The organism is Alteromonas sp. S005 (genome assembly GCF_036864475.1).
Classification (GTDB): Bacteria; Pseudomonadota; Gammaproteobacteria; order Enterobacterales; family Alteromonadaceae; genus Alteromonas.
In genome coordinates this window covers 122,023-141,512 of record NZ_JAZETN010000003.1, presented here as the reverse complement: position 1 = coordinate 141,512, position 19,490 = coordinate 122,023, and the positions used below count along the sequence as shown (strand labels likewise).

Genomic DNA, 19,490 nt, shown 5'->3' with positions numbered 1-19,490 from the left:
CGTTTAAACGTAGTGCTATTTTGACATCGACAACCTCCGTCAAAAAGAAAGGCCAATATCTAGTCCACGACGCTTTGCCTAGCGGTAGTTTCAACAGCAAATAATAAGCGTCGATGTGTTTGCATTGCGCCTCTCTTCCTTAATAAACAGTAAAATTAAAGCTTATTAAGTGTTCAAATCACAGGCTGCTCACCGTTATTGCTAGCGTTTAATAAACTGAAAGCTTAGTGGATAAACCCACAGCTCGCCTTTATTAGCTTTTACGGCAGCTACTACCGCAAAGATGATGTTCATCAAACCAAGTACGATAAATCCTAGCGCGCCGATAATGATAAAAGTAAGAATAAAACAAATCACCGAATAAACGAGCAAGCTCAGCAGCCAATTAGCCGTCACTCTACCGTGCTGATTGATATCCTCATTTTGATCTTTATGCGCTATCCAAAGCACAATCGGCAGGACAATGCCTAAACCGGGAATGACAAAGCTGGATAACTGTGACACATGTATAAGCGTGCAATAGCTTCGAGCGTTTAAGCCCCAGTAGAGTGGTTCTTCCGTTGACATAAATTTTCCTTACTTTTTAGTTGGTTTTATCTGATAAATGTAAGCGTCTATTTCTTCGCCGCTGTCTAGTTTAACCGGAACGAAAACCCGCTCATATTGCTCACCTTCAAAATCATCTAGCATAGGCCAATTGTCGCCGAGTTGGCCAGATTCAAGCACCATTCCTTTTACTAGCTGTTTGGGCACTGAAGAGTCGGAAATGATAATACCTGGAAAACCCATTGCTGCGCCCCACCCTTGTTCAACAAGATGCCCTTTCACTGTGCCGGGTAACCACCGTCCTCTAATGTGGGAAACAATGTGGTGGTTTGGACAATCGGGTGCAAGGCTGCCATAAATAAATAGCCTTTCTAAAGCTGGGTTAGTAACTTCAAAATCATCATTTTCGTGCTTCATTAGGCTCTTCACTTCATTGGAAACCGTTTGAGTTTAAAGGCTTATCGATTTCTTTCCAAGAGCACTTCTTAGTACTCTCTTTTTGCGCGCCACTACTGGCTTCCGTGCATGTGAGCAACTTAAATTTGTTTTACAAATGGTGTATTGCGATACACAATGCTACCGCATGTCTACGTGAACGTCGATTCACTTTAAAATCAAAATAATTAAAGGACAAAGTATGCTCAATCATAAACGTACTCTGGTAGCGGCATTGGTAAGCGTATCGCTTATGGGATGTGGTGAAAGTACAAGTCAGACAGAAATCAAACCTCAACTTACCGCCCAAGACGCAAAACAGTTCTTAGAGCAAGCACAAAATGATATCGCGAAGATGCAGGTGCCAGCTGCACATGCAGAGTGGAGCTATGCTACCAATATCAATTTCGACACTGCTGCGGTTAGTGCATATTTTAATGAAGTGCTATCAACAAAAGTGGCTAAGTTAGCAAAAGAAGCGGCGAAGTTTAACGATGTGGACGTGGATACTGATACTCGCAGGCAGCTTGATCTACTTAAAAACAGTTTAACAATGCCGCCGCCGGCAGATGCACAAAAAGCTGAGCGTCTCGCAAAGATTGGTTCTGATTTAAGTGCCATGTACGGCTCTGGCGAGTATTGCGGCGAAGATGGTACGTGTAAAAGCTTGGTCGAAATGAGCGCAGAAATGGCTACCCTACGCGATGCCGATAAATTGTTAGAGTATTGGACAGGCTGGCGTGAAGTATCTAAACCTATGGCGCCACTTTATGCCGAACAAGTATCACTTGCCAATGAAGGTGCTGCAGAACTTGGCTTCGAAAATGTCAGTGCTTTGTGGCGTGGCAAATATGACATGCCAGCTGACGAATTTCCGAAAGAGTTAGATCGTCTTTGGACACAAGTCGAACCCTTCTACGAGTCACTTCATTGTCATGTTCGAGCAAAACTTGGTGAACATTACGGCGAAGATGTGGTACCACAAGATAAGCCAATTCCTGCGCATTTATTAGGTAACATGTGGGCGCAGTCGTGGGGAAATATTTACGATATCGTTAAGCCTCAACAGGAAATGAAGGTTCCTGATGTAACTGGTGCACTCGCTGCACAAGGGTACGACGAAATCGCCATGGTTAAACAAGCTGAGTCATTTTTCTCATCGCTTGGCTTTGAAGAGTTGCCAGACACTTTTTGGGAACGTTCGATGTTTCAAAAACCTGAAGGTCGCGACGTGCAGTGTCACGCTTCTGCATGGGATTTAGATGACAAAGACGATCTTCGCATAAAAATGTGTATTCAAAAGACTGGCGAAGAATTTAACGTTATTCACCATGAATTAGGCCATAACTATTATCAACGCGCCTATAAAGACCAGCCTCTGCTTTACCGCGGCTCAGCAAACGATGGTTTCCACGAAGCCATTGGTGACACGATAGCTCTGTCTATTACACCTAAGTACCTTAAGCAAATTGATTTGATAGATGAAATCCCTGACGCATCAAATGATATCGGTATGCTGATGCAGGTAGCATTGGATAAAATTGCCTTTATTCCTTTTGGCTTGATGGTTGATCAATGGCGTTGGAAGGTTATGTCAGGTGAAGTAACACCGGAACAATATAATCAGCTTTGGTGGGAGCTAAGAGAAAAGTATCAGGGCGTAATGGCGCCCGTTGAGCGCAGTACTGATGCCTTTGACCCTGGTGCGAAATATCACGTACCAGCTAACGTACCTTATACGCGCTACTTCCTTGCACATATTCTGCAGTTCCAATTCCACAAATCATTGTGTGACATTGCAGGTGATAAAGGACCGCTGAATCGCTGTTCTATTTACGGCAGTGAAGAAGCAGGAAAAGCACTTAATGAGATGCTAGAAATGGGAATGAGTCAGCCTTGGCAGAATGCCCTTGAAACACTGACGGGATCACCGCAAATGGATGCCAGCACCATTGCTGATTACTTTGCACCACTAAAAAACTGGTTGGATGAGCAAAATGCAACGCGCCAGTGCGGTTGGTGATTCGTTTCAAAGTACTGAAACACAAACCTAATTTTAGCATTTATAAATAATCTAGCCCCGTCACCATGGGGCTTTTTTGTACGATTTAAACTTTTGTTCTATTGAAAGTCCTCGGTATTAGCGTAACTTACATCTATGAATAATCTTTAATGTTGCAACATCATGTGCCGCCCTTCAGCTTACCTCTTCTTTATCCTTGCTTCATTGGTTAGCTGGAACTTTTCCGCGCACGCTCAAATTGGCGCCCCTGCCTTTCACACGTTCGATATGGAAAGCGGTATCACCCATGTCACTGTTTCGGATACCGCGGAAGATAAATACGGCTTTCTCTGGCTAGCATCACAGTCGGGCATTGATAAATTCGATGGTTATACCTTTAGAAATTTTGGAATGTGGGACAAAGATAAGTCTACGGGCCTACAAACACTCAGTGTTCTTCAGTTAGAAGCAAGTTTAGACGGTCAATACGTTTGGGTTGGCACCTTTAGCGGTCTGAGTCGAATAAATGTAGACACCGAAAAGTTTATACATTACGCCCTCCCTGTTTCATCTTCTTTTGACAAACAGGTCATCAATAGGCTGAAAACCACACACGACGGCACGCTGTGGATAATATCCGAACGAAATTTGTATCGATATCACGAAAAAACAGACAGCATAGAGTTAGTCAGCTATCTTCCTGATACTACGAGCACACTTACCGATATTGAGCTCATTGGTAACACACTTTATGTAACGTCTACCTCTGGACTTTATAAGTATGATTCTTTCAAAAGTTCACTGGAGTTAGTTGCATACAAAGGCGTGAACTTCACGCGACTCGTCGCTGCAGAGCGTTCGAGATTTTGGTTAGGGACTTCTTCTTACGGCATTTGCTTATTTAACCCCAACTCAGAACCCGAGGTCATCACCAAACAGTGTACCAGCGAAATACAGGGGCTGTCGGATAATTCGGTTACAGATATTCTACTTCAGCGTAATGGTGACCTTTGGGTAGCAACCGAAAGAGGTTTAAACCTTCTAAAAGCACATAGCCCATACACAGTGTTACGTTTTCCTATTAGCGATAAAGATTCAGGAGACGAGCGAGTATCAAGCCTATACCAAACGAGCTCAGGCCTTGTTGTAGTAGGAACCAAAGACGATGGGTTCGCGATTAGCAACCCAGAACTGAGCAATTTTTATACTACCGAAATAGGAAACGGGCGTATTATTGGCTCTATGGCCAGCTATCAAGGCAATAAGGTGTGGCTAACAAATGAAAAAGGGCTATGGATTTATGATGTCGTCAATAAAACCTATGAGGGACCATTTACCTCAAATAACGCACAAACCTCAGATGACAAGGCTAGCGACAAGTTAACCAGTGTTTTTTACGACAAAAGCAACGATACGCTATGGGTATCGACACGCAGTGGGTTAGCGAAGCTAAACAGTAAAACAAACCAGTTCGATATTGTGGCTTTGCAAGGAAAGTCGGGCTACAGCATAAACATGGATGCACAAGGGGATATATGGTTCGGTGGATATAGTGATGGTGTTTTTGTTTATCGTCCTTCTGAACGGCGTGTTATCAGACAATGGCCGCTTTCCCTCACCACTCGCATTATTTTTGAAAATGAAGAAAGCGCTTGGCTGAGCACAGTAACAGGCTTGCACTTTGCGAATAAACTTACAGGTGAGTTAACGAGTATTAGCGAGTACACCGACAAAATAACTGACAGTACGGTGGTGACCTGGATCTCTCGCTCGAAGCGTGGCGGTTACTGGGTAGGAACACAAGCCGACGGCTTATATTTTGTCACTAAAAATAGTGATGACTTTTCATCTATTAATGTCACCCAAATTAAGCCTGAAAGTAGACTAAGTAAAGTTTCAATTGGCGCCATTGTCGAAGATGACGAATACGGCTTATGGATTTCTACAATAGTCGGTATTACTTACTTAGCACCCGACCTCGATACACTCTACTACTATGGCGCAGAGAATGGTGCCCTCTCTACGGGATATTATATTGGATCTGTTGCCACTACCGAAAATAACACAATCCTTTTTGGCGGGGCCGAAGGACTCACTCAGTTTACTCCCTCTGATGTCGCCAACGTAAAATGGTCCCCTAGCGTACATCTTACTAATGTAGAAACAGTAACCCGTGATCAAAGCAATGGCACTAGCGTTCAACAACGTCTTAACTTGGGCGAAAACGTAGAACTTACTCATAATAATATCGCACTTTCTATAGAGTTTGCTGCAACTGACTACATGAACGCCAACGAACTGCGCTACGCTTATAAGCTGGTAGATTTCGAAAACAGCTGGCGATTTACCGACTACAAAGCCCGTGTCGCTACCTATACCAATTTAGAGCCTGGACATTACCGCTTTACAGTAAAAGCAATAAATCAAGAGAATGTGTGGAGTAGCGATGAGGCCCAACTTGAAATTATAGTAATACCACCATGGTGGGATAAGCCAATATGGCGTGGCGCCTTGTTAGTCACTGTTCTCTTACTCATCACTTCTGTCGTTTGGCTAAGAATTTCGGCGCTAAAAGCGCGCTCAACTGAACTCTCTTTAAAAGTAGAAGAAAAAACGAGAGATCTTGAAGCCATGGTAGAGAAGTTGACGCTTTTATCTTCGCAAGACTCTTTAACTACACTTAAAAACAGGCGTTATTTTACGCAAAGAGCCAAAGCGGAATGGCAAGAATTCAAACGTCACAATCGTGGTTTTTCTTTACTGATCGTTGATATCGACTTTTTCAAAAAAATTAACGACCAGTATGGCCACCACGTTGGCGACGCAGTTTTGGTTAAAGTAGCTAAAACCTTGGAAAATAATCTTCGAGAAAGTGATGTGATTTCACGCTGGGGTGGAGAGGAGTTTTTGATTTTATTGCCTTCACTAAATTTACAAGAGGCATATTGGGTTGCTGAAAAATTACGTAAAAGCGTCGCGGAACAAGTTGTCGAAACACCGCCTCACACAGTCAATGTCACCATCACTTGTGGCGTCGCAGATATAAAGGACTATGACAGTATAGATGCCTGTATTCATGCAGTTGATAAAAAGCTCTACGTAGGCAAAGAGTCTGGACGAAATGCTGTAGTGAAATAACTGTAGGCTTTCATGACTTCAAACCAGAAAATCTGGCTGATTTCGCTAATTGCATCTTGTTAGCGTATTTATGCAACCAATCTCTTTAGTATGGCATTCCACCGCAGTTTATGATCGCTTATAGCACTTGCTTACTATGCAGTTGTGTATCTAGAAAAGATAAACACTTTTTAATTGCAAGGAGGATATCATTATGGCTAACGTATTAGTTATTGGCGCATCAGGACAAATCGGTAAACAAGCTACCGTGAAACTTTTAGATGCAGGACACAAGGTGTTAGCACCGGTTAGAAGTCCAGACAAGTTATCTGATATACAAAACGATAATCTTAGTGTTGTGGAGCAAGATCTGGAGAAAGATTTTTCTGCACACTTTGAAGGAATTGACGTTGCGGTATTCACCGCGGGCTCCGGTGGAAATACAGGCGCAGACAAAACGCTCATGATTGATCTATGGGCTGCACGCAACGCGGTAAATTACGCCAAAGCAGCAGGTACATCTAAATTCATCATGGTAAGCTCTATCGGCGCAGGCGACCCAGATAGTGTTGAGTCAGCAATTAAGCCTTACTTAGTTGCCAAGCATATGGCTGACGAACACTTAATAAACAGCGGTTTGCATCATATTATTTTACGCCCCGGTACTCTTCAAAATGAACCAGGCACACATTTAGTGCGCACTGATATGCCAAGCAATAAAGATGATGCGGTAATTCCTAGGGAAGATGTGGCAACAGCTATTGTTGAGAGTGTTGCAAGAGAGAGTAAAGAAAATACTATCACTTACCTCTTCAAGGGCGACATGCCAATCTCACAAGTTTTATAACCCTCATTCACCCTTCCCGCTGTTGAATGTTCACTTACAACAGCGGGAAGGGCTTAAAATTTGTCGCTCAAAAAATTGGGCACATATCTAATAAGAACTTAATTTGAAAACCTTACCAAGATAATAAGCTAAATCACTTAAAAGACGTCTATGCGCCAAAGTGGCGCTGCATCAAGGAATAAGAGATTGGCTTACCCAGTTACCGTTAGCGTCTTTCTGATGCCACTCTCGGTTTTGCGGATTACCTCTTAAATTTAGAAAATCTACCTTCTCGATGGAAAGCAATATTACACAGAAATGAGGCGGCACTTCGTCGAAACTTCCTTCTATTTGTAGAGCGGTACCGTCATTTCGGGGGGTGCCGGGTTCACCCCATAGAAATTGTTTTTTACCAGCATCAGACAATTTATCCCAGTGCTGTTTAACAAAGCTAATATCTTGGTTTGCCGTTATTATCGTTGCAAGGCAAGAAAAGCGATACTGTTCTCTGGTTTTAGAGAAATACCAACACACCTGCGCATTAGAATTTTGACCAAGCTGGTTGTATTTATCTGAGCGAGTATCAGAGATAACAACTAACTCATTTTCGTCAGTGATCCCCCTAAATACCACGGTCCGACAGAACGGAACACCACTGGCATCAACCGTAGCTAATTGAAAGTATCTACTTTCAGGCATACTGCGAGTTTTATGTAGACTTTTTGTCAATCCCTGTCGCCATTGGGGCATGCCCACCTCCTATTATAAACCAACCGCTATTTTCGTTACGCTGCTTTTTTCTTATCAGCTAAAGAAAACAAGGTGTAAAAATTGCGCGTAGTTATATTGGCAAGCTCTTTAACTGATACACCTTTAAGCTCTGCAATGAACTCAGCCACTTCCACTACATAGCCTGGTTGGTTTTGCTTACCGCGATGAGGGACTGGTGCAAGCCAAGGCGAGTCAGTCTCAATTAGCAACCGCTCTAAAGGTATAGCTCTCACGACTTCACGTAATTCATCAGCTGAATTAAAAGTCACAATGCCAGAAATCGAAATGTAAAAATCCATCTCTATAGCCGCCTGGGCCATCTCCAATGACTCAGTAAAACAATGTAAAACGCCTTTGGTATGCGGTGCCTTGTATTCACGGAGTAAATTGATGGTATCTTCTCTTGCATCCCGCGTGTGGATAATAAGTGGCTTGTTGGTCTCGTTAGCCACCTTAATATGGTCTATAAAAGAAGTAAGCTGAATATCTTTACTTTCCGGGCTGTAAAAATAGTCCAGCCCTGTCTCTCCTATCGCAACAACTTCTTCACGCTGCGCCTTCTCTAGCAGTTCTTCATAACTGCACGCCTCATCTTGATGCAGCGGATGCACACCACAAGAAACTGAAACGTCATGAAATTGGCTAACAGCGTCTAACATGCTGTCGTAATCACCAACAGATACGCACACACAAAGGAAGTGTTCAACACCTCGGGTTCTTGCGAAATTTAAGGTTTCGGCCAGCTCTTCTGGCCCTTGCTTAAGTCGGTCTAAATGACAATGAGAATCTACGAACAAACTACACCTGTATAAAAATTGCTTTCAGACAAAAGGAACAAAAAGACTGTATTTGTCTGCTAACGTTGAAACTGTTTTAACAGCCCAAACAGCACCATCGATTTATTTACCCCAGCATGTTCGAGGGTTTTTACTGCCTCTACACACGCTATATAGCGTTCAAAGTCGACGGCCTGCTGACGTTTCATGTATTTGTCATGGGCCATTTGTTGGCACCACAATGCGATTTGCTGCGCATTGCCCTGCCATTTATTTGCAAGTGCTTGCGCCTGCATATTCGCATCACCTGCTAAAAGTGCCTGCATGCCATCACTAAAATCGCGATAACTAATACTTTCGTCACCAGAGAGTGCCTCTTCCACACGAAGTGGTGCATAGCCATAGGCAGCCAGCAATGCCTCGCTTGCATCTTCTACGCCCTTAGCGTTTAAGTAGTTCAAACTGTCTGACACTGACGGTAGCGAGAGTATCTGCCGTTCACACCGGCTCAATATAGTTGGCATGATCTTGTTGATACTGTCAGTAATCAAAAGTAAGAAGGTATTATTTGTGGGCTCTTCCAAGGTTTTCAATAACGCATTAGCCGCTGCCTCTGTCATTGTGTCGGCTCGGGGGATGAGTAACACTTTGTTCCCCCCCATTTGCGCTGTCCCCGAAAGCTTGGCAATACCTTCGCGAATTTTATCAACGCCAAGCTGCTTTTCACTTTCTAAAACATGAAAGTCTGGGTGATTCCCCGCCTGTCTTAGGTGACAGCTTTGACATTGTTCGCAAGGCCCATCGGTGCTAGGTTGTTTGCATAATAACGCGTTGCTTAAGCCCACTGCGAGTTGATTTTTACCGATGCCCTTTGGCCCTGTCAGCAGTAAACCATGGTGCAGTTTTTTAGTCATATATCGGTTAAGCAAGGTCGAAAACGTTGCAACAAACCAGGGCAGCATTTGCATTACCCTCTCTCCTGCTGGCTATCATTTTGCACTGAGTGGCTACTTTCACTTACAGTACCAGTGTATTCATTCCTGGTCACATAATCGGTGATAGTGGCAATAACATCTTGGTGAACTTTTTCCATAGGCTGCATTGCACTTATTACCGCAATGGACTCATCTTGCTCGGCTAACGACAGGTATTTAGCACGGGTACGCTCAAAAAAGGCAAGCCCTGCTTGCTCGATGCGATCAAGCTCTCCTCGCCCTCGAGCGCGCTCTAGACCCACCGCAGGCTCGACATCAAGGTATAAGGTTAAATCCGGCTTAAATCCTTTTAGCGCGATATCGCTAATGGCTGCCATGGTTGTTTCACTCACCCCACGACCGCCACCTTGATAAGCTTGTGAGGATAAGTCGTGTCTATCACCCACTACCCATGCACCGGCGTCGAGTGATGGAAATATTTTGTTAGTGAGTAGTTGAACCCGAGCAGCATACATAAGAAGCAACTCGGTCTCTTCACTAACGGTTTCATCCCAATCATGCTTTACACATTCCCGTATAGCTTCAGCCATAGGTGTACCGCCTGGCTCACGAGTTTGCTCAACGCGCTTTCCAGCATCTTTTAGTGCTTGAACAATTAGCCCAATCACTGAGCTTTTTCCTGCCCCTTCAAGGCCTTCAACTACAATAAACTTTCCGCGCATTTCTTTTTTAACTCTGTTTTTATTTAGCTATAACCCACTGTCTACATAACGGCTACGGACAATATAGCCGCTTCAGTACGATTATTGTTTTAACTGGTATTTTCGCACAGCTGCATTGTGATCAGCTAGTGAGGTAGAGAATTGATGGCTTCCGTCGCCTTTCGCTACGAAATATAAAGCATCAGTGGGTAACGGATGCAGCGCCGCATGAATCGCCGCTTTGCCAGCCATGGCTATTGGTGTTGGCGGTAAACCCTTGATGACATAAGTGTTGTAAGGCGTTGCCGTTCGCAGGTGCTTACGAGTAATGTTTCCGTCAAACGTGGGACCGATACCATAAATCACGGTGGGATCAGTTTGAAGACGCATGTTTTTGTTGAGCCTATTGACGAAAACGCCTGAAATCATGTCACGTTCCTCAGGCACAGCCGTTTCTTTTTCGATGATACTCGCCAAGATAAGTGCTTCATAGGGTGTTGCCAATGGCAGTTCGGCATCCCGTAACTCCCATTCGCTAGAGACAAAGTCAATTAGCGCGCGGTGTGCTCTTTTCAATACCTCGCTAGCTGCTGTGCCTTTGGTAAAGAAATACGTATCAGCCAAATATACGCCCTCTGTCTGCGCAACGTTTTCGCAACACCAATCTACGCCATTATCCTGAGTGAGCTGGTTTAATTTCTCTTCATTTAAATCAAACACCAAATCTGTGTTTTGTTTAAGCGCCTCAAGCCACTGTGCTAGGGTTAGCCCTTCGACTAAACTCACTGCAAAAAGATGCTCATCGCCCTCAGTAAACAAGGTAAACACATCTACTAGTGACTGCCCTGGACGCAGCATGTAGGTGCCAGACTTAACAGACGTACTGCCTGCAAAGAATTTGAGCCACACCTTAGCAACAAAGGGCGACACATCGGTCATGCCTATTTTACGCAAGTGTTTCACGGTACGATAAGCGTTACTGCCGCTCTCTATCGTAAATAAGGTTTCACTTTTTAATGCTAGTTCAGTGGTAACCTTACTCGAGACATACATTACGCAAGAGGCCGCCCCAACAACGGTAAGCATGACAAGAGATAATAGGATAACAATTACCCGCTTCATGCTTGAACGTCCCCTTTCTTCATTGCTCTACATTCCATTTTATTTCTTTTTACTACTCATCTGGTAAAGCTCGTGTAACGTTGACGAACCCCGTTTAAAAGAAGTGCGTTTAAATTAATTTTCAAGCGCAGTCTGAAGCCGTGTCTTAAGCGCTACAATCGCATCGCTTCTTATATCAAAATCGACGTAAGAGAAATCTGGCATTTGTATTTTCTTTACCGGCATTACGCCCATTAGCGCATTGGTAATTACCACTGCGCTCGCTTTTCGCAAGTAAGAAAGGTCATATTCTCCCACATGAAGCGAACAATTGTCATTTAACAGCGAGTCAATAAGACACTGCCTGACTACGCCATTAACACCGCTTCCTTTCAAAGACGGGGTATACCATTGATCATTGAGGTAGAAAAACACATTGCCAGCACTCGCTTCAATAATGTTATCTTGGGTATCACAAACAATGGCGTCGTGTGCGCCAGCGTCGTCTACTTCGTGCTTAACCAAGACTTGTTCTAGCCTGTTCATATGCTTTACACCCGCAAGCAATGGTTGAATGGCTAATCGCGTTTGAGCGCAAATTACCGTTGCACCGTCATTCGCAAGACCATCGTAATGGACAGGGTAAGGGTGCTGGCTAAATCTAACTAATGCTTCACTGTCTTCGCTTCGCGCATACCCTCTTCCGGCTTGACCTCCCGACACGTGAACTTTAAGCACATATTTTGAAGAAGCGTTATCACCTGAGCCGTTCTTTATCGCCTTAACTTGTTCAGCAATTGCGGCTTCAAGCGAGCGGATATCAATATTGAGCTTGATGGCTGTCGCATCGTGCTCTAAACGTGAAAGATGATAAGGCAATAATTCTACATGATGTTCACTTACCAACAATGTGGTAAATACACCGTCGCCATAATTAAACGCCCTGTCACTTGATAAAATAGGCGTAGCGCTAGGAATAATTCTCACTGCCTACTCTTGTTCGCCGTTATTGTGGTTGTTGGAAGTATACCAACTTGCGTTGATCAGACAATGTCTAGCTGAATTGATTTGGCTATAGCGGTGCTCAAAGAGACCTGAGTTTTATCATATTCACTGTGAGATTTAACTGTATAAACAACAAAAGGCAGCCGAAGCTGCCTTTTAACTATACGTGGAGTTCACTTAACCCGCGATAATTATGCTGTATTATATACGCTTAAATATCAATGAACCGTTTGTACCGCCAAACCCAAATGAGTTACACAGTGCGTAGTCTTCATTGAATGCTTTCGCTTTGTGTGCAACAAAGTCTAAGTCGCAGCCTTCACCTGGCTCATCCAAGTTAATGGTTGGCGGGGCCATTTTGTCACGCAGTGCCAAAATAGTGAAAATTGCCTCAACCGAACCAGCTGCACCAAGCAGGTGCCCAGTCATTGACTTGGTAGAGCTAACAAGTAGCTTATAAGCATGGTCATTGAACACGCGTTTTACTGCTGCCACTTCCGCAATGTCACCTGCAGGCGTAGACGTACCATGTGCGTTAACATAGCCAATGTCACTTGCGTCCATCTTTGCATCGTTTATTGCGTTTTGCATAGACGCTGCGGCACCTTCCCCATCTTCAGGTGGTGAAGTCATGTGGTATGCATCACCGCTCATGCCGAAACCAACAAGCTCAGCATAAATAGTAGCGCCACGTGCCTTAGCTGCTTCGTATTCTTCCAGCATTACCACGCCAGCGCCCTCACCCATGACAAAACCATCGCGGTCTTTATCCCACGGGCGGCTTGCTGCTTGTGGATCGTCATTGCGAGAAGACAACGCACGAGCTGCGGCAAAGCCAGCCATACCTAACGGCGTAATAGACGCTTCTGCGCCTCCGGCCACCATGGCATCAGCATCGCCGTAAGCAATTGTTCTTGCGGCAATACCAATGTTGTGAACGCCTGTGGTGCACGCTGTCACAACGTTTAAATTCGGTCCTTTCAACCCTTCCATAATCGACAAAAAGCCTGAAATCATGTTGGTAATCGTTGAAGGTACAAAGAATGGCGATACACGCTTCGGACCGCTATTTGTCAGTTTTAAATGGTTTTGCTCAATTTGCTCTAAACCACCGATACCTGAACCAATAGCTACACCTATGCGATGCGCATTATCTTCTGAAACAGTTAAACCAGAATCGGCCAAGGCTTGCTTGCCTGCTGCAATACCCAGCTGGATAAAGCGGTCCATCTTCTTGGTTTCTTTCTTTTCAATGTATTCCTGCGGATCAAAGTCGTTGATTTGACCTGCGAAACGGGTTGAATAGTTACTGCAGTCGAAATGGGTGATTTCACCAATGCCGCTCTCGCCCGCGAGCAATTTGCGCCATGTGTCTTCGCTATTAAGACCCAATGGTGAAAGCATTCCAAGACCAGTAACCACTACGCGACGTTTTGTCACAAAAAGTCCTCGCTTTGGAACTAAGGTAGGAGATACAAAAACGGCTCTATAAGAAGAGCCGCTTTATCGCTAATTAAGACTTAAGCGTCTTTGTTAGCGTTGATGTAGTCAATTGCAGACTGAACAGTAGTGATTTTTTCTGCTTCTTCGTCAGGAATTTCAGTGTCGAATTCTTCTTCCAAAGCCATCACTAGCTCAACAGTGTCAAGTGAATCAGCGCCTAAATCGTCAACGAATGAAGCTTCTGCTTTTACTTCTTCTTCTTTCACGCCAAGTTGTTCAACAATGATTTTCTTAACGCGTTCTTCAATGTTACTCATAATTCTAGGTTTCCCTTAAACGTCACTAGATAATAAAAGTGCCGCTAGTTTATTTTGCAAGGTGCATCCTTGCAAGCACCAGTTTAAACAAATTTTCTGGTCAAACCAGCGACATTCGAAATTCGTAAAATACTATTTTTACATCCAAGTTCGGGTAAATACCACCCCAAACTAGGGAAAATTCGCAATTTTTGCGAATTTACCCCATATACATACCACCATTTACATGGATGGTTTCGCCTGTAATATAGGCTGCACCATCGCTCACTAAAAAGGCAACAGTGGCTGCAATTTCATCAGGCGCACCTAAGCGGTTCGCCGGAATATCTTTGAAAATGGCTTCTTTTTGGTCATCGGTCAGTGCTTTTGTCATATCAGTATCGATAAAACCAGGTGCCACAACGTTGATTGTAATACCACGAGAAGCTACTTCACGAGCCATTGATTTGGAAAAACCAATAACCCCTGCTTTAGCTGCAGCATAGTTTGCCTGACCAGCGTTACCCGCACTACCCACTACAGAACCGACATTTACAATACGACCGCAACGCTTCTTCATCATACCGCGAAGTACCGCTTTTGACATTGTAAAAATAGAGGTTAAGTTGGTGTCTATAATATCCTGCCACTCGTCATCTTTCATGCGCATTAGCAGATTATCACGTGTGATACCGGCATTATTGACCAAGATATCGATACTACCAAAGGCTTCGTTAATTGCTTTTAATGTTGTGTCAACGCTTTCTTTGTCGGTGACATTAAGCGCAAAGCCCTTGCCGCCAAACTCAGAAAGATAGTCGCTGATTGTTTGCGCACCGTTTTCACTGGTTGCAGTACCGATAACCGTAGCACCTTGTTGTGCAAGTTGTGTGGCAATCGCTTTACCTATACCGCGGCTTGCGCCGGTAACAAGCGCAATTTTACCGTCTAATTGACTCATTGCGTTTCCTTATTGTTTTAATGCTTCAACACCATCAGGTGTATTAACTGCAAGAGACGTAAGGCTCTTATCAATACGTTTGTTCAATCCGGTAAGTACTTTACCAGGACCTACTTCAATAACACGCTCAACACCCGCTGCCACTAGATATTCAACAGTACGAGTCCATTGAACGGGGCAATAAAGTTGTCTTACTAACGCGTTTTTGATTGCATCACCTTGGGTTTCAATGGTGACATCAACATTATTCACAATATTGATTGCAGGCTCATTAACGTTCAATGACGATAGCGCGTCTTCTAACTTATCTGCAGCAGGGCGCATTAGCTCACAGTGTGAAGGAACGCTTACTGCAAGAGGAAGTGCGCGCTTAGCGCCCGCTTCTTTACATGCATTAGCCGCTTGTTCAGCTGCGTTCTTTTCGCCAGCAATAACGACTTGTCCTGGAGAGTTGAAGTTAACTGGCGCGACTACATCACCTGTAGCAATCGCAGTTTGCTGGCAAATATCAGCAATGGCCGCATCGTCTAAGCCAATAATGGCATACATAGCGCCCGCACCGGCTGGTACAGCTTCTTGCATATATTTACCACGAGCCTCTACAAGCTTAATAGCATCAGCAAAATCCATGGCGCCGCCGCAAACTAACGCTGAATACTCACCAAGGCTGTGACCTGCTAAGTAATCTACGTCTATCCCCTGCTCGCGTATTACGCGCCATATTGCGACACTTGCTGCAAGTAACGCTGGCTGCGTAATATGGGTTTCATTGAGTTTACCGTCTGCATCGTTTTGAACTAAATCCCACAGATCATACCCAAGTGCGTCAGACGCTTCTTTAAACGTCCCCTCGATAATAGGAGAAGTCTCGGCGAGTTCCTTAAGCATACCAACGCTTTGAGAACCTTGTCCTGGAAATACACAGGCTGTCTTTGTCATGTCGATTCCTTATTATTTTTAATTTACTAGAAACGAGAAAACGTCGGAGTTGGAGTGCCCCTATCGAGGCAAAAATCACCAAGGCAAATATCTGCAAGGCTAATAGCGAACAAGCGCTGATGCCCAAGCAAATCCGCCTCCGAATGCTTCTAGTAATAAATGCTGTCCGCGTTGAATGCGGCCGTCTCTTATAGCGGTATCAAGCGCTGTTGGCACGGTAGCAGCAGAGGTATTGCCATACTGTTCTAACGTAAGCACAACTTGGTCAAGAGACATATTTAGCTTTTTAGCTGTCGCTTTAATAATTCTAAAGTTTGCTTGGTGAGGCACTAACCAGTCAAGATCAGATTTTTGCATGCCGTTCGCAGCAAGGGTTTGTTCAACCACTTCTGAAAGCTTGGTGACCGCAACTTTGAATACTTCGTTACCGCGCATCACACCCCAGTTTTCGTGAACAGACTGCTCATCACCACGGGTTGGATTGCCTACGTACAGCAAATCGCCGTGAGAGCCTGATGCGTTGATATGTGTTGAAAGAATACCAGGTTCATCACTTGCTTCAATAATCGTTGCGCCTGCCGCATCGCCAAACAAGATAACCATGGTTCTGTCTTCGGGGTTTATCAAACGGCTTAAACAATCGGTACCGACTACAAGAATACGTTTCGCCATTCCAGACTTAATGTATTGATCGGCAACACTTAATGCATAGCAATAGCCTGCACACGCAGCAGCTACGTCAAAGGCAGGAATACCATCAATATCTAGAATGCGTTGAATTTCACATGCTGTGCTTGGAAGCGCATAGCGACCACTCGTGGTAGCGCACACAATCATGTCGATAGATTTCGGGTCAATGCCTGCCATCTCGATGGCTTTTTTACTGGCTTCTGCTCCCATGGTAGCAGCGGTTTCATCTGCTCCAATAATACGTCGCTCTTTTATCCCGGTACGGTCAGTGATCCATTCGTCACTGGTGTCCACCATTTGCTCTAAATCTGCGTTTGTACGCACGTCGCTGGGATAATAGCTACCTGTTCCTATAAAGCGTGAATATTTGCTCAAAGCTGCTCCAACAATACCGTTTCTATCTTTGTCTTTATCTTTTCAGGTAAATGCATCTTTGCTTCTTTCATTGCTTGCACGATGGCGTAATAAAAGGCGTCTTTTTGTGCATTTCCGTGACTCTTGATAACAATGCCGCGCAATCCTATCAGACTCGCACCGTTATACTGGTCGGGGTTCACGCTGTTATAGATAGATTTCAGTAATGGGAAGGCAATTTTTGCCAATAATCGGGTATAAAAGTTTTTCTGTGACTGGCGTTTTACTTCGTTTATCACTAACTTAGCCAGTCCTTCGCTCGATTTAAGCGCTACATTTCCGGTAAAACCGTCTGTTACCACTACATCGGCATGATCGGTGAAAATGTCGTCACCTTCTACATAACCAATGTAATTGATACCTGGCGCATCCTTGAAAAGCTGGTCGGCAGACTTTACCTGTGCGTTGCCTTTGATATCTTCTTCGCCCACGTTCAATAGAGCCACCCGTGGCGATGCTATTCCCGCCACCTCTTGCGCGAGCACTGAACCCATAACGCCATACTGAAAAAGAATCTCGGGCGTGCAGTTTACATTAGCGCCTAAATCAAGGAGAAAAACGTTATGGTGTCCTGTCGTAGGCATCATATTGATAAGCGCTGGCCTATCAATGCCTGATAAGGTTTTTAGTAAGTAGAAAGACAAGGTAAGTAGTGCACCGGTATTACCTGCACTTACGCACGCATCTGCTTCACCGCTCTCAACGAGTTCGATAACGCGACGCATAGAAGAGTCTTTTTTATTTCTTAGCGCTGATGTAGGCGCTTCGCCCATTTCAACCACTTGTGAGCAATGCTTTATAGTAACGCGGTTGCGTTCAACATTGGTAAGGGGTTGTAAGCTCGAGCTGATGATTTCTTCGTCACCGCACAGTACGAAATGTACATCGGAATGAAGTTGGATAGCCTTTACGGCTGCAGAAAGGATAACAGGGGGACCATGATCGCCCCCCATGATATCTAACGCGATGGTTAGTTTAGACAAAATGTAGTCGCCGTATTACGCGCCGATTACTTTCTTGCCTTTGTAATAACCGTCAGCGGTCACGTGGTGACGACGGTGAGTTTCGCCCGACGTTGAATCGACAGACAAAGTCGCGCCTGTCAATGCATCGTGTGAGCGACGCATACCGCGCTTAGAACGCGTTTTACGATTTTGTTGTACTGCCATAACTTACTCCTGGTCTCGCTTAAGTTCTTTCAAAACCGCGAAAGGGTTTTGCCGCTCTTGTTCCGGTTCAATCTTTCCAAACGACATATCGTCTTGCTTTACTGTACACTCCGACTCTGCATGAAGGGGCACAATAGGCAATGATAACAGTAGCTCGTCTTCAAAAATTTGAAGCAGATTAACTTCTCCGTGGTCGTTGACCTCTACCGGTTCGTAAGCCTCGGGAATGATGTCATCGCTTTCCTGTTCTTCTCCCTGCACTGGAGTAAAACAGAATTCCGCTTCCACGGGATAATCGAGTTCACCATTACACCTTTGACAGATAAGTGTTACCTGCGTGGCTAAATGACCGTGAAAAACAGTAAGACCCTGCGCGTCTTTTTCGAACTGTACTTCTGCGTCCACATAGTCACTGCATCGGACAACTGCTTCACTCAATCGTTCCATATCTTTAGACGCAATCACGCCCCGGTAATCGGAACGTTTCATGGCACTTTTAGTCGGTTCAACCGAATGAGGGAGTTTCACTTTCTGCATAGGGCGCGCATGATATAGGGTCAACCCCTTCCTGTCAAAGCAAAATTGCGTTTTAACCTATAATAAAACACTGTATGTCGCACGCTGTGATAATGTAACATTGCGCTATTAACTGAAAGTACGCAACATGTTGATTTTATAAAAGGAGTAATTGTGGCCTCCCTTGTTCTTGCCTCATCATCGCAATACCGAAAAATGTTGCTCGCCAACATTGGTATTCAGGTAGACACCCACGCACCAGATATTGACGAAACGCCCTTTGCAAACGAAAGCCCTACTGCATTGAGTTTACGTTTAGCCGAACAAAAGGCGCACAAGGTTGCCGCTGAATTAGAAAAGGTAAATAACGACGCCATTATTATAGGTAGTGATCAAGTAGCTTTGGTCCAAACCGATGCGGGCCCGCAGCTACTTGGCAAGCCTGGTACGTTTAAAAATGCTGTAAAACAGCTGACGGCATGCCAAGGAAAGCAAGTGTTATTTTATACTGCACTTTGCCTTCACCAACCCAGTATCAATAAAACGATAACACAGGTAGATGAAACACGCGTTTTCTTTCGCCATAACAGTGAAGCTGCCATTCGCGCTTATGTAGACAAAGAGCAACCACTTGATTGTGCCGGCAGTTTTAAAAGCGAAGGATTGGGTGTATTACTGTTTGATAAAATAGAAAGCCGCGACCCTAACAGTTTAATCGGTCTTCCTATAATGCTGCTAAATGAATTACTGGATGTACATTTCGATGTCGATTTATTAGCAATGGCTGCACAGTGAACCATTAATTCAACCAGAGCTACGCTATCAAGGCAGTTCTTTAGAAGCAGCG

At 44.4% G+C, this 19,490-nt stretch carries 20 protein-coding genes; 4 read left to right on the top strand and 16 right to left on the bottom strand.

From position 1 onward, the window contains the following. Nucleotides 1–201 precede the first annotated feature (201 nt). On the bottom strand, nt 202–567 hold the full coding sequence (locus V7R55_RS05900; RefSeq protein WP_334058196.1) for a DUF4870 domain-containing protein: 366 nt from the start codon (nt 565–567) through the stop codon (nt 202–204). A 9-nt stretch (nt 568–576) separates the two neighbouring features. Beyond that, nucleotides 577–963, bottom strand: coding sequence for a gamma-glutamylcyclotransferase family protein (locus V7R55_RS05895; RefSeq protein ID WP_334058194.1), 387 nt, complete (start codon nt 961–963; stop codon nt 577–579). Nucleotides 964–1,183: 220 nt separating this feature from the next. Between V7R55_RS05895 and V7R55_RS05890 the strand changes: the two genes are divergently transcribed. The 3 genes from V7R55_RS05890 to V7R55_RS05880 all read left to right on the top strand — a co-directional run bounded on the left by V7R55_RS05890 (nt 1,184) and on the right by V7R55_RS05880 (nt 6,947). Continuing rightward, the gene (locus V7R55_RS05890; RefSeq protein ID WP_334058192.1) at nt 1,184–3,004 is read left to right on the top strand and encodes a M2 family metallopeptidase; all 1,821 of its coding nucleotides are present in this window, start codon (nt 1,184–1,186) and stop codon (nt 3,002–3,004) included. Between the two features lie 162 nt (nt 3,005–3,166). Next, nucleotides 3,167–6,121 (top strand): ligand-binding sensor domain-containing diguanylate cyclase, encoded by a 2,955-nt coding sequence (locus V7R55_RS05885; protein ID WP_334058190.1) that lies wholly within the window; start codon nt 3,167–3,169, stop codon nt 6,119–6,121. Between the two features lie 193 nt (nt 6,122–6,314). Beyond that, nucleotides 6,315–6,947: an SDR family oxidoreductase gene (locus tag V7R55_RS05880; RefSeq protein ID WP_334058189.1), complete on the top strand. Its 633-nt coding sequence runs from the start codon at nt 6,315–6,317 to the stop codon at nt 6,945–6,947. A 171-nt stretch (nt 6,948–7,118) separates the two neighbouring features. Here V7R55_RS05880 and V7R55_RS05875 read toward each other — a convergent pair whose 3' ends face one another. The 14 genes from V7R55_RS05875 to yceD all read right to left on the bottom strand — a co-directional run bounded on the left by V7R55_RS05875 (nt 7,119) and on the right by yceD (nt 18,664). Continuing rightward, on the bottom strand, nt 7,119–7,676 hold the full coding sequence (locus V7R55_RS05875) for a pyridoxamine 5'-phosphate oxidase family protein (RefSeq protein WP_334058187.1): 558 nt from the start codon (nt 7,674–7,676) through the stop codon (nt 7,119–7,121). Between the two features lie 35 nt (nt 7,677–7,711). Then, nucleotides 7,712–8,494, bottom strand: coding sequence for a TatD family hydrolase (locus V7R55_RS05870; protein ID WP_334058185.1), 783 nt, complete (start codon nt 8,492–8,494; stop codon nt 7,712–7,714). A 59-nt stretch (nt 8,495–8,553) separates the two neighbouring features. Then, nucleotides 8,554–9,441: a DNA polymerase III subunit delta' gene (gene holB, locus V7R55_RS05865; protein WP_334058183.1), complete on the bottom strand. Its 888-nt coding sequence runs from the start codon at nt 9,439–9,441 to the stop codon at nt 8,554–8,556. After that, nucleotides 9,441–10,130 (bottom strand): dTMP kinase, encoded by a 690-nt coding sequence (gene tmk / locus V7R55_RS05860; protein WP_334058181.1) that lies wholly within the window; start codon nt 10,128–10,130, stop codon nt 9,441–9,443. The genes holB and tmk overlap by 1 nt, the downstream gene beginning before the upstream one ends. Nucleotides 10,131–10,211: 81 nt before the next feature. Then, on the bottom strand, nt 10,212–11,231 hold the full coding sequence (mltG, locus tag V7R55_RS05855) for an endolytic transglycosylase MltG (protein WP_334058179.1): 1,020 nt from the start codon (nt 11,229–11,231) through the stop codon (nt 10,212–10,214). Nucleotides 11,232–11,345: 114 nt separating this feature from the next. Further along, nucleotides 11,346–12,197 (bottom strand): aminodeoxychorismate lyase, encoded by an 852-nt coding sequence (pabC, locus tag V7R55_RS05850; protein ID WP_334058177.1) that lies wholly within the window; start codon nt 12,195–12,197, stop codon nt 11,346–11,348. A gap of 219 nt (nt 12,198–12,416) precedes the next feature. Continuing rightward, nucleotides 12,417–13,655 (bottom strand): beta-ketoacyl-ACP synthase II, encoded by a 1,239-nt coding sequence (gene fabF, locus V7R55_RS05845; protein WP_334058174.1) that lies wholly within the window; start codon nt 13,653–13,655, stop codon nt 12,417–12,419. Nucleotides 13,656–13,735: 80 nt separating this feature from the next. After that, entirely contained in the window at nt 13,736–13,975 is a 240-nt protein-coding gene (gene acpP, locus V7R55_RS05840; RefSeq protein WP_012518211.1) for an acyl carrier protein, read from the bottom strand. A gap of 199 nt (nt 13,976–14,174) precedes the next feature. After that, nucleotides 14,175–14,915, bottom strand: coding sequence for a 3-oxoacyl-ACP reductase FabG (fabG, locus tag V7R55_RS05835; RefSeq protein ID WP_334058172.1), 741 nt, complete (start codon nt 14,913–14,915; stop codon nt 14,175–14,177). Nucleotides 14,916–14,924: 9 nt separating this feature from the next. Then, a complete protein-coding gene (fabD, locus tag V7R55_RS05830) occupies nt 14,925–15,854 on the bottom strand; it encodes an ACP S-malonyltransferase (RefSeq protein ID WP_334058170.1) in 930 nt (309 codons plus the stop codon). Nucleotides 15,855–15,953: 99 nt separating this feature from the next. Continuing rightward, nucleotides 15,954–16,919 carry a beta-ketoacyl-ACP synthase III gene (locus V7R55_RS05825; protein WP_014949212.1) on the bottom strand — a complete coding sequence of 322 codons (966 nt, stop codon included), beginning with the start codon at nt 16,917–16,919 and terminating at the stop codon, nt 15,954–15,956. Continuing rightward, nucleotides 16,916–17,941, bottom strand: a complete 1,026-nt coding sequence (plsX, locus tag V7R55_RS05820; protein ID WP_334058168.1) for a phosphate acyltransferase PlsX — start codon at nt 17,939–17,941, stop codon at nt 16,916–16,918. Before plsX ends, V7R55_RS05825 begins: the two co-directional genes overlap by 4 nt. Before the next feature lie 15 nt (nt 17,942–17,956). Further along, nucleotides 17,957–18,127 (bottom strand): 50S ribosomal protein L32, encoded by a 171-nt coding sequence (rpmF, locus tag V7R55_RS05815; RefSeq protein ID WP_012518206.1) that lies wholly within the window; start codon nt 18,125–18,127, stop codon nt 17,957–17,959. A gap of 3 nt (nt 18,128–18,130) precedes the next feature. Beyond that, entirely contained in the window at nt 18,131–18,664 is a 534-nt protein-coding gene (yceD, locus tag V7R55_RS05810; RefSeq protein WP_179983187.1) for a 23S rRNA accumulation protein YceD, read from the bottom strand. A gap of 153 nt (nt 18,665–18,817) precedes the next feature. Here yceD and V7R55_RS05805 point away from each other — a divergent pair, with 153 nt between their 5' ends. After that, nucleotides 18,818–19,438: a Maf family protein gene (locus tag V7R55_RS05805; RefSeq protein ID WP_334058165.1), complete on the top strand. Its 621-nt coding sequence runs from the start codon at nt 18,818–18,820 to the stop codon at nt 19,436–19,438. Nucleotides 19,439–19,490: the final 52 nt, after the last annotated feature.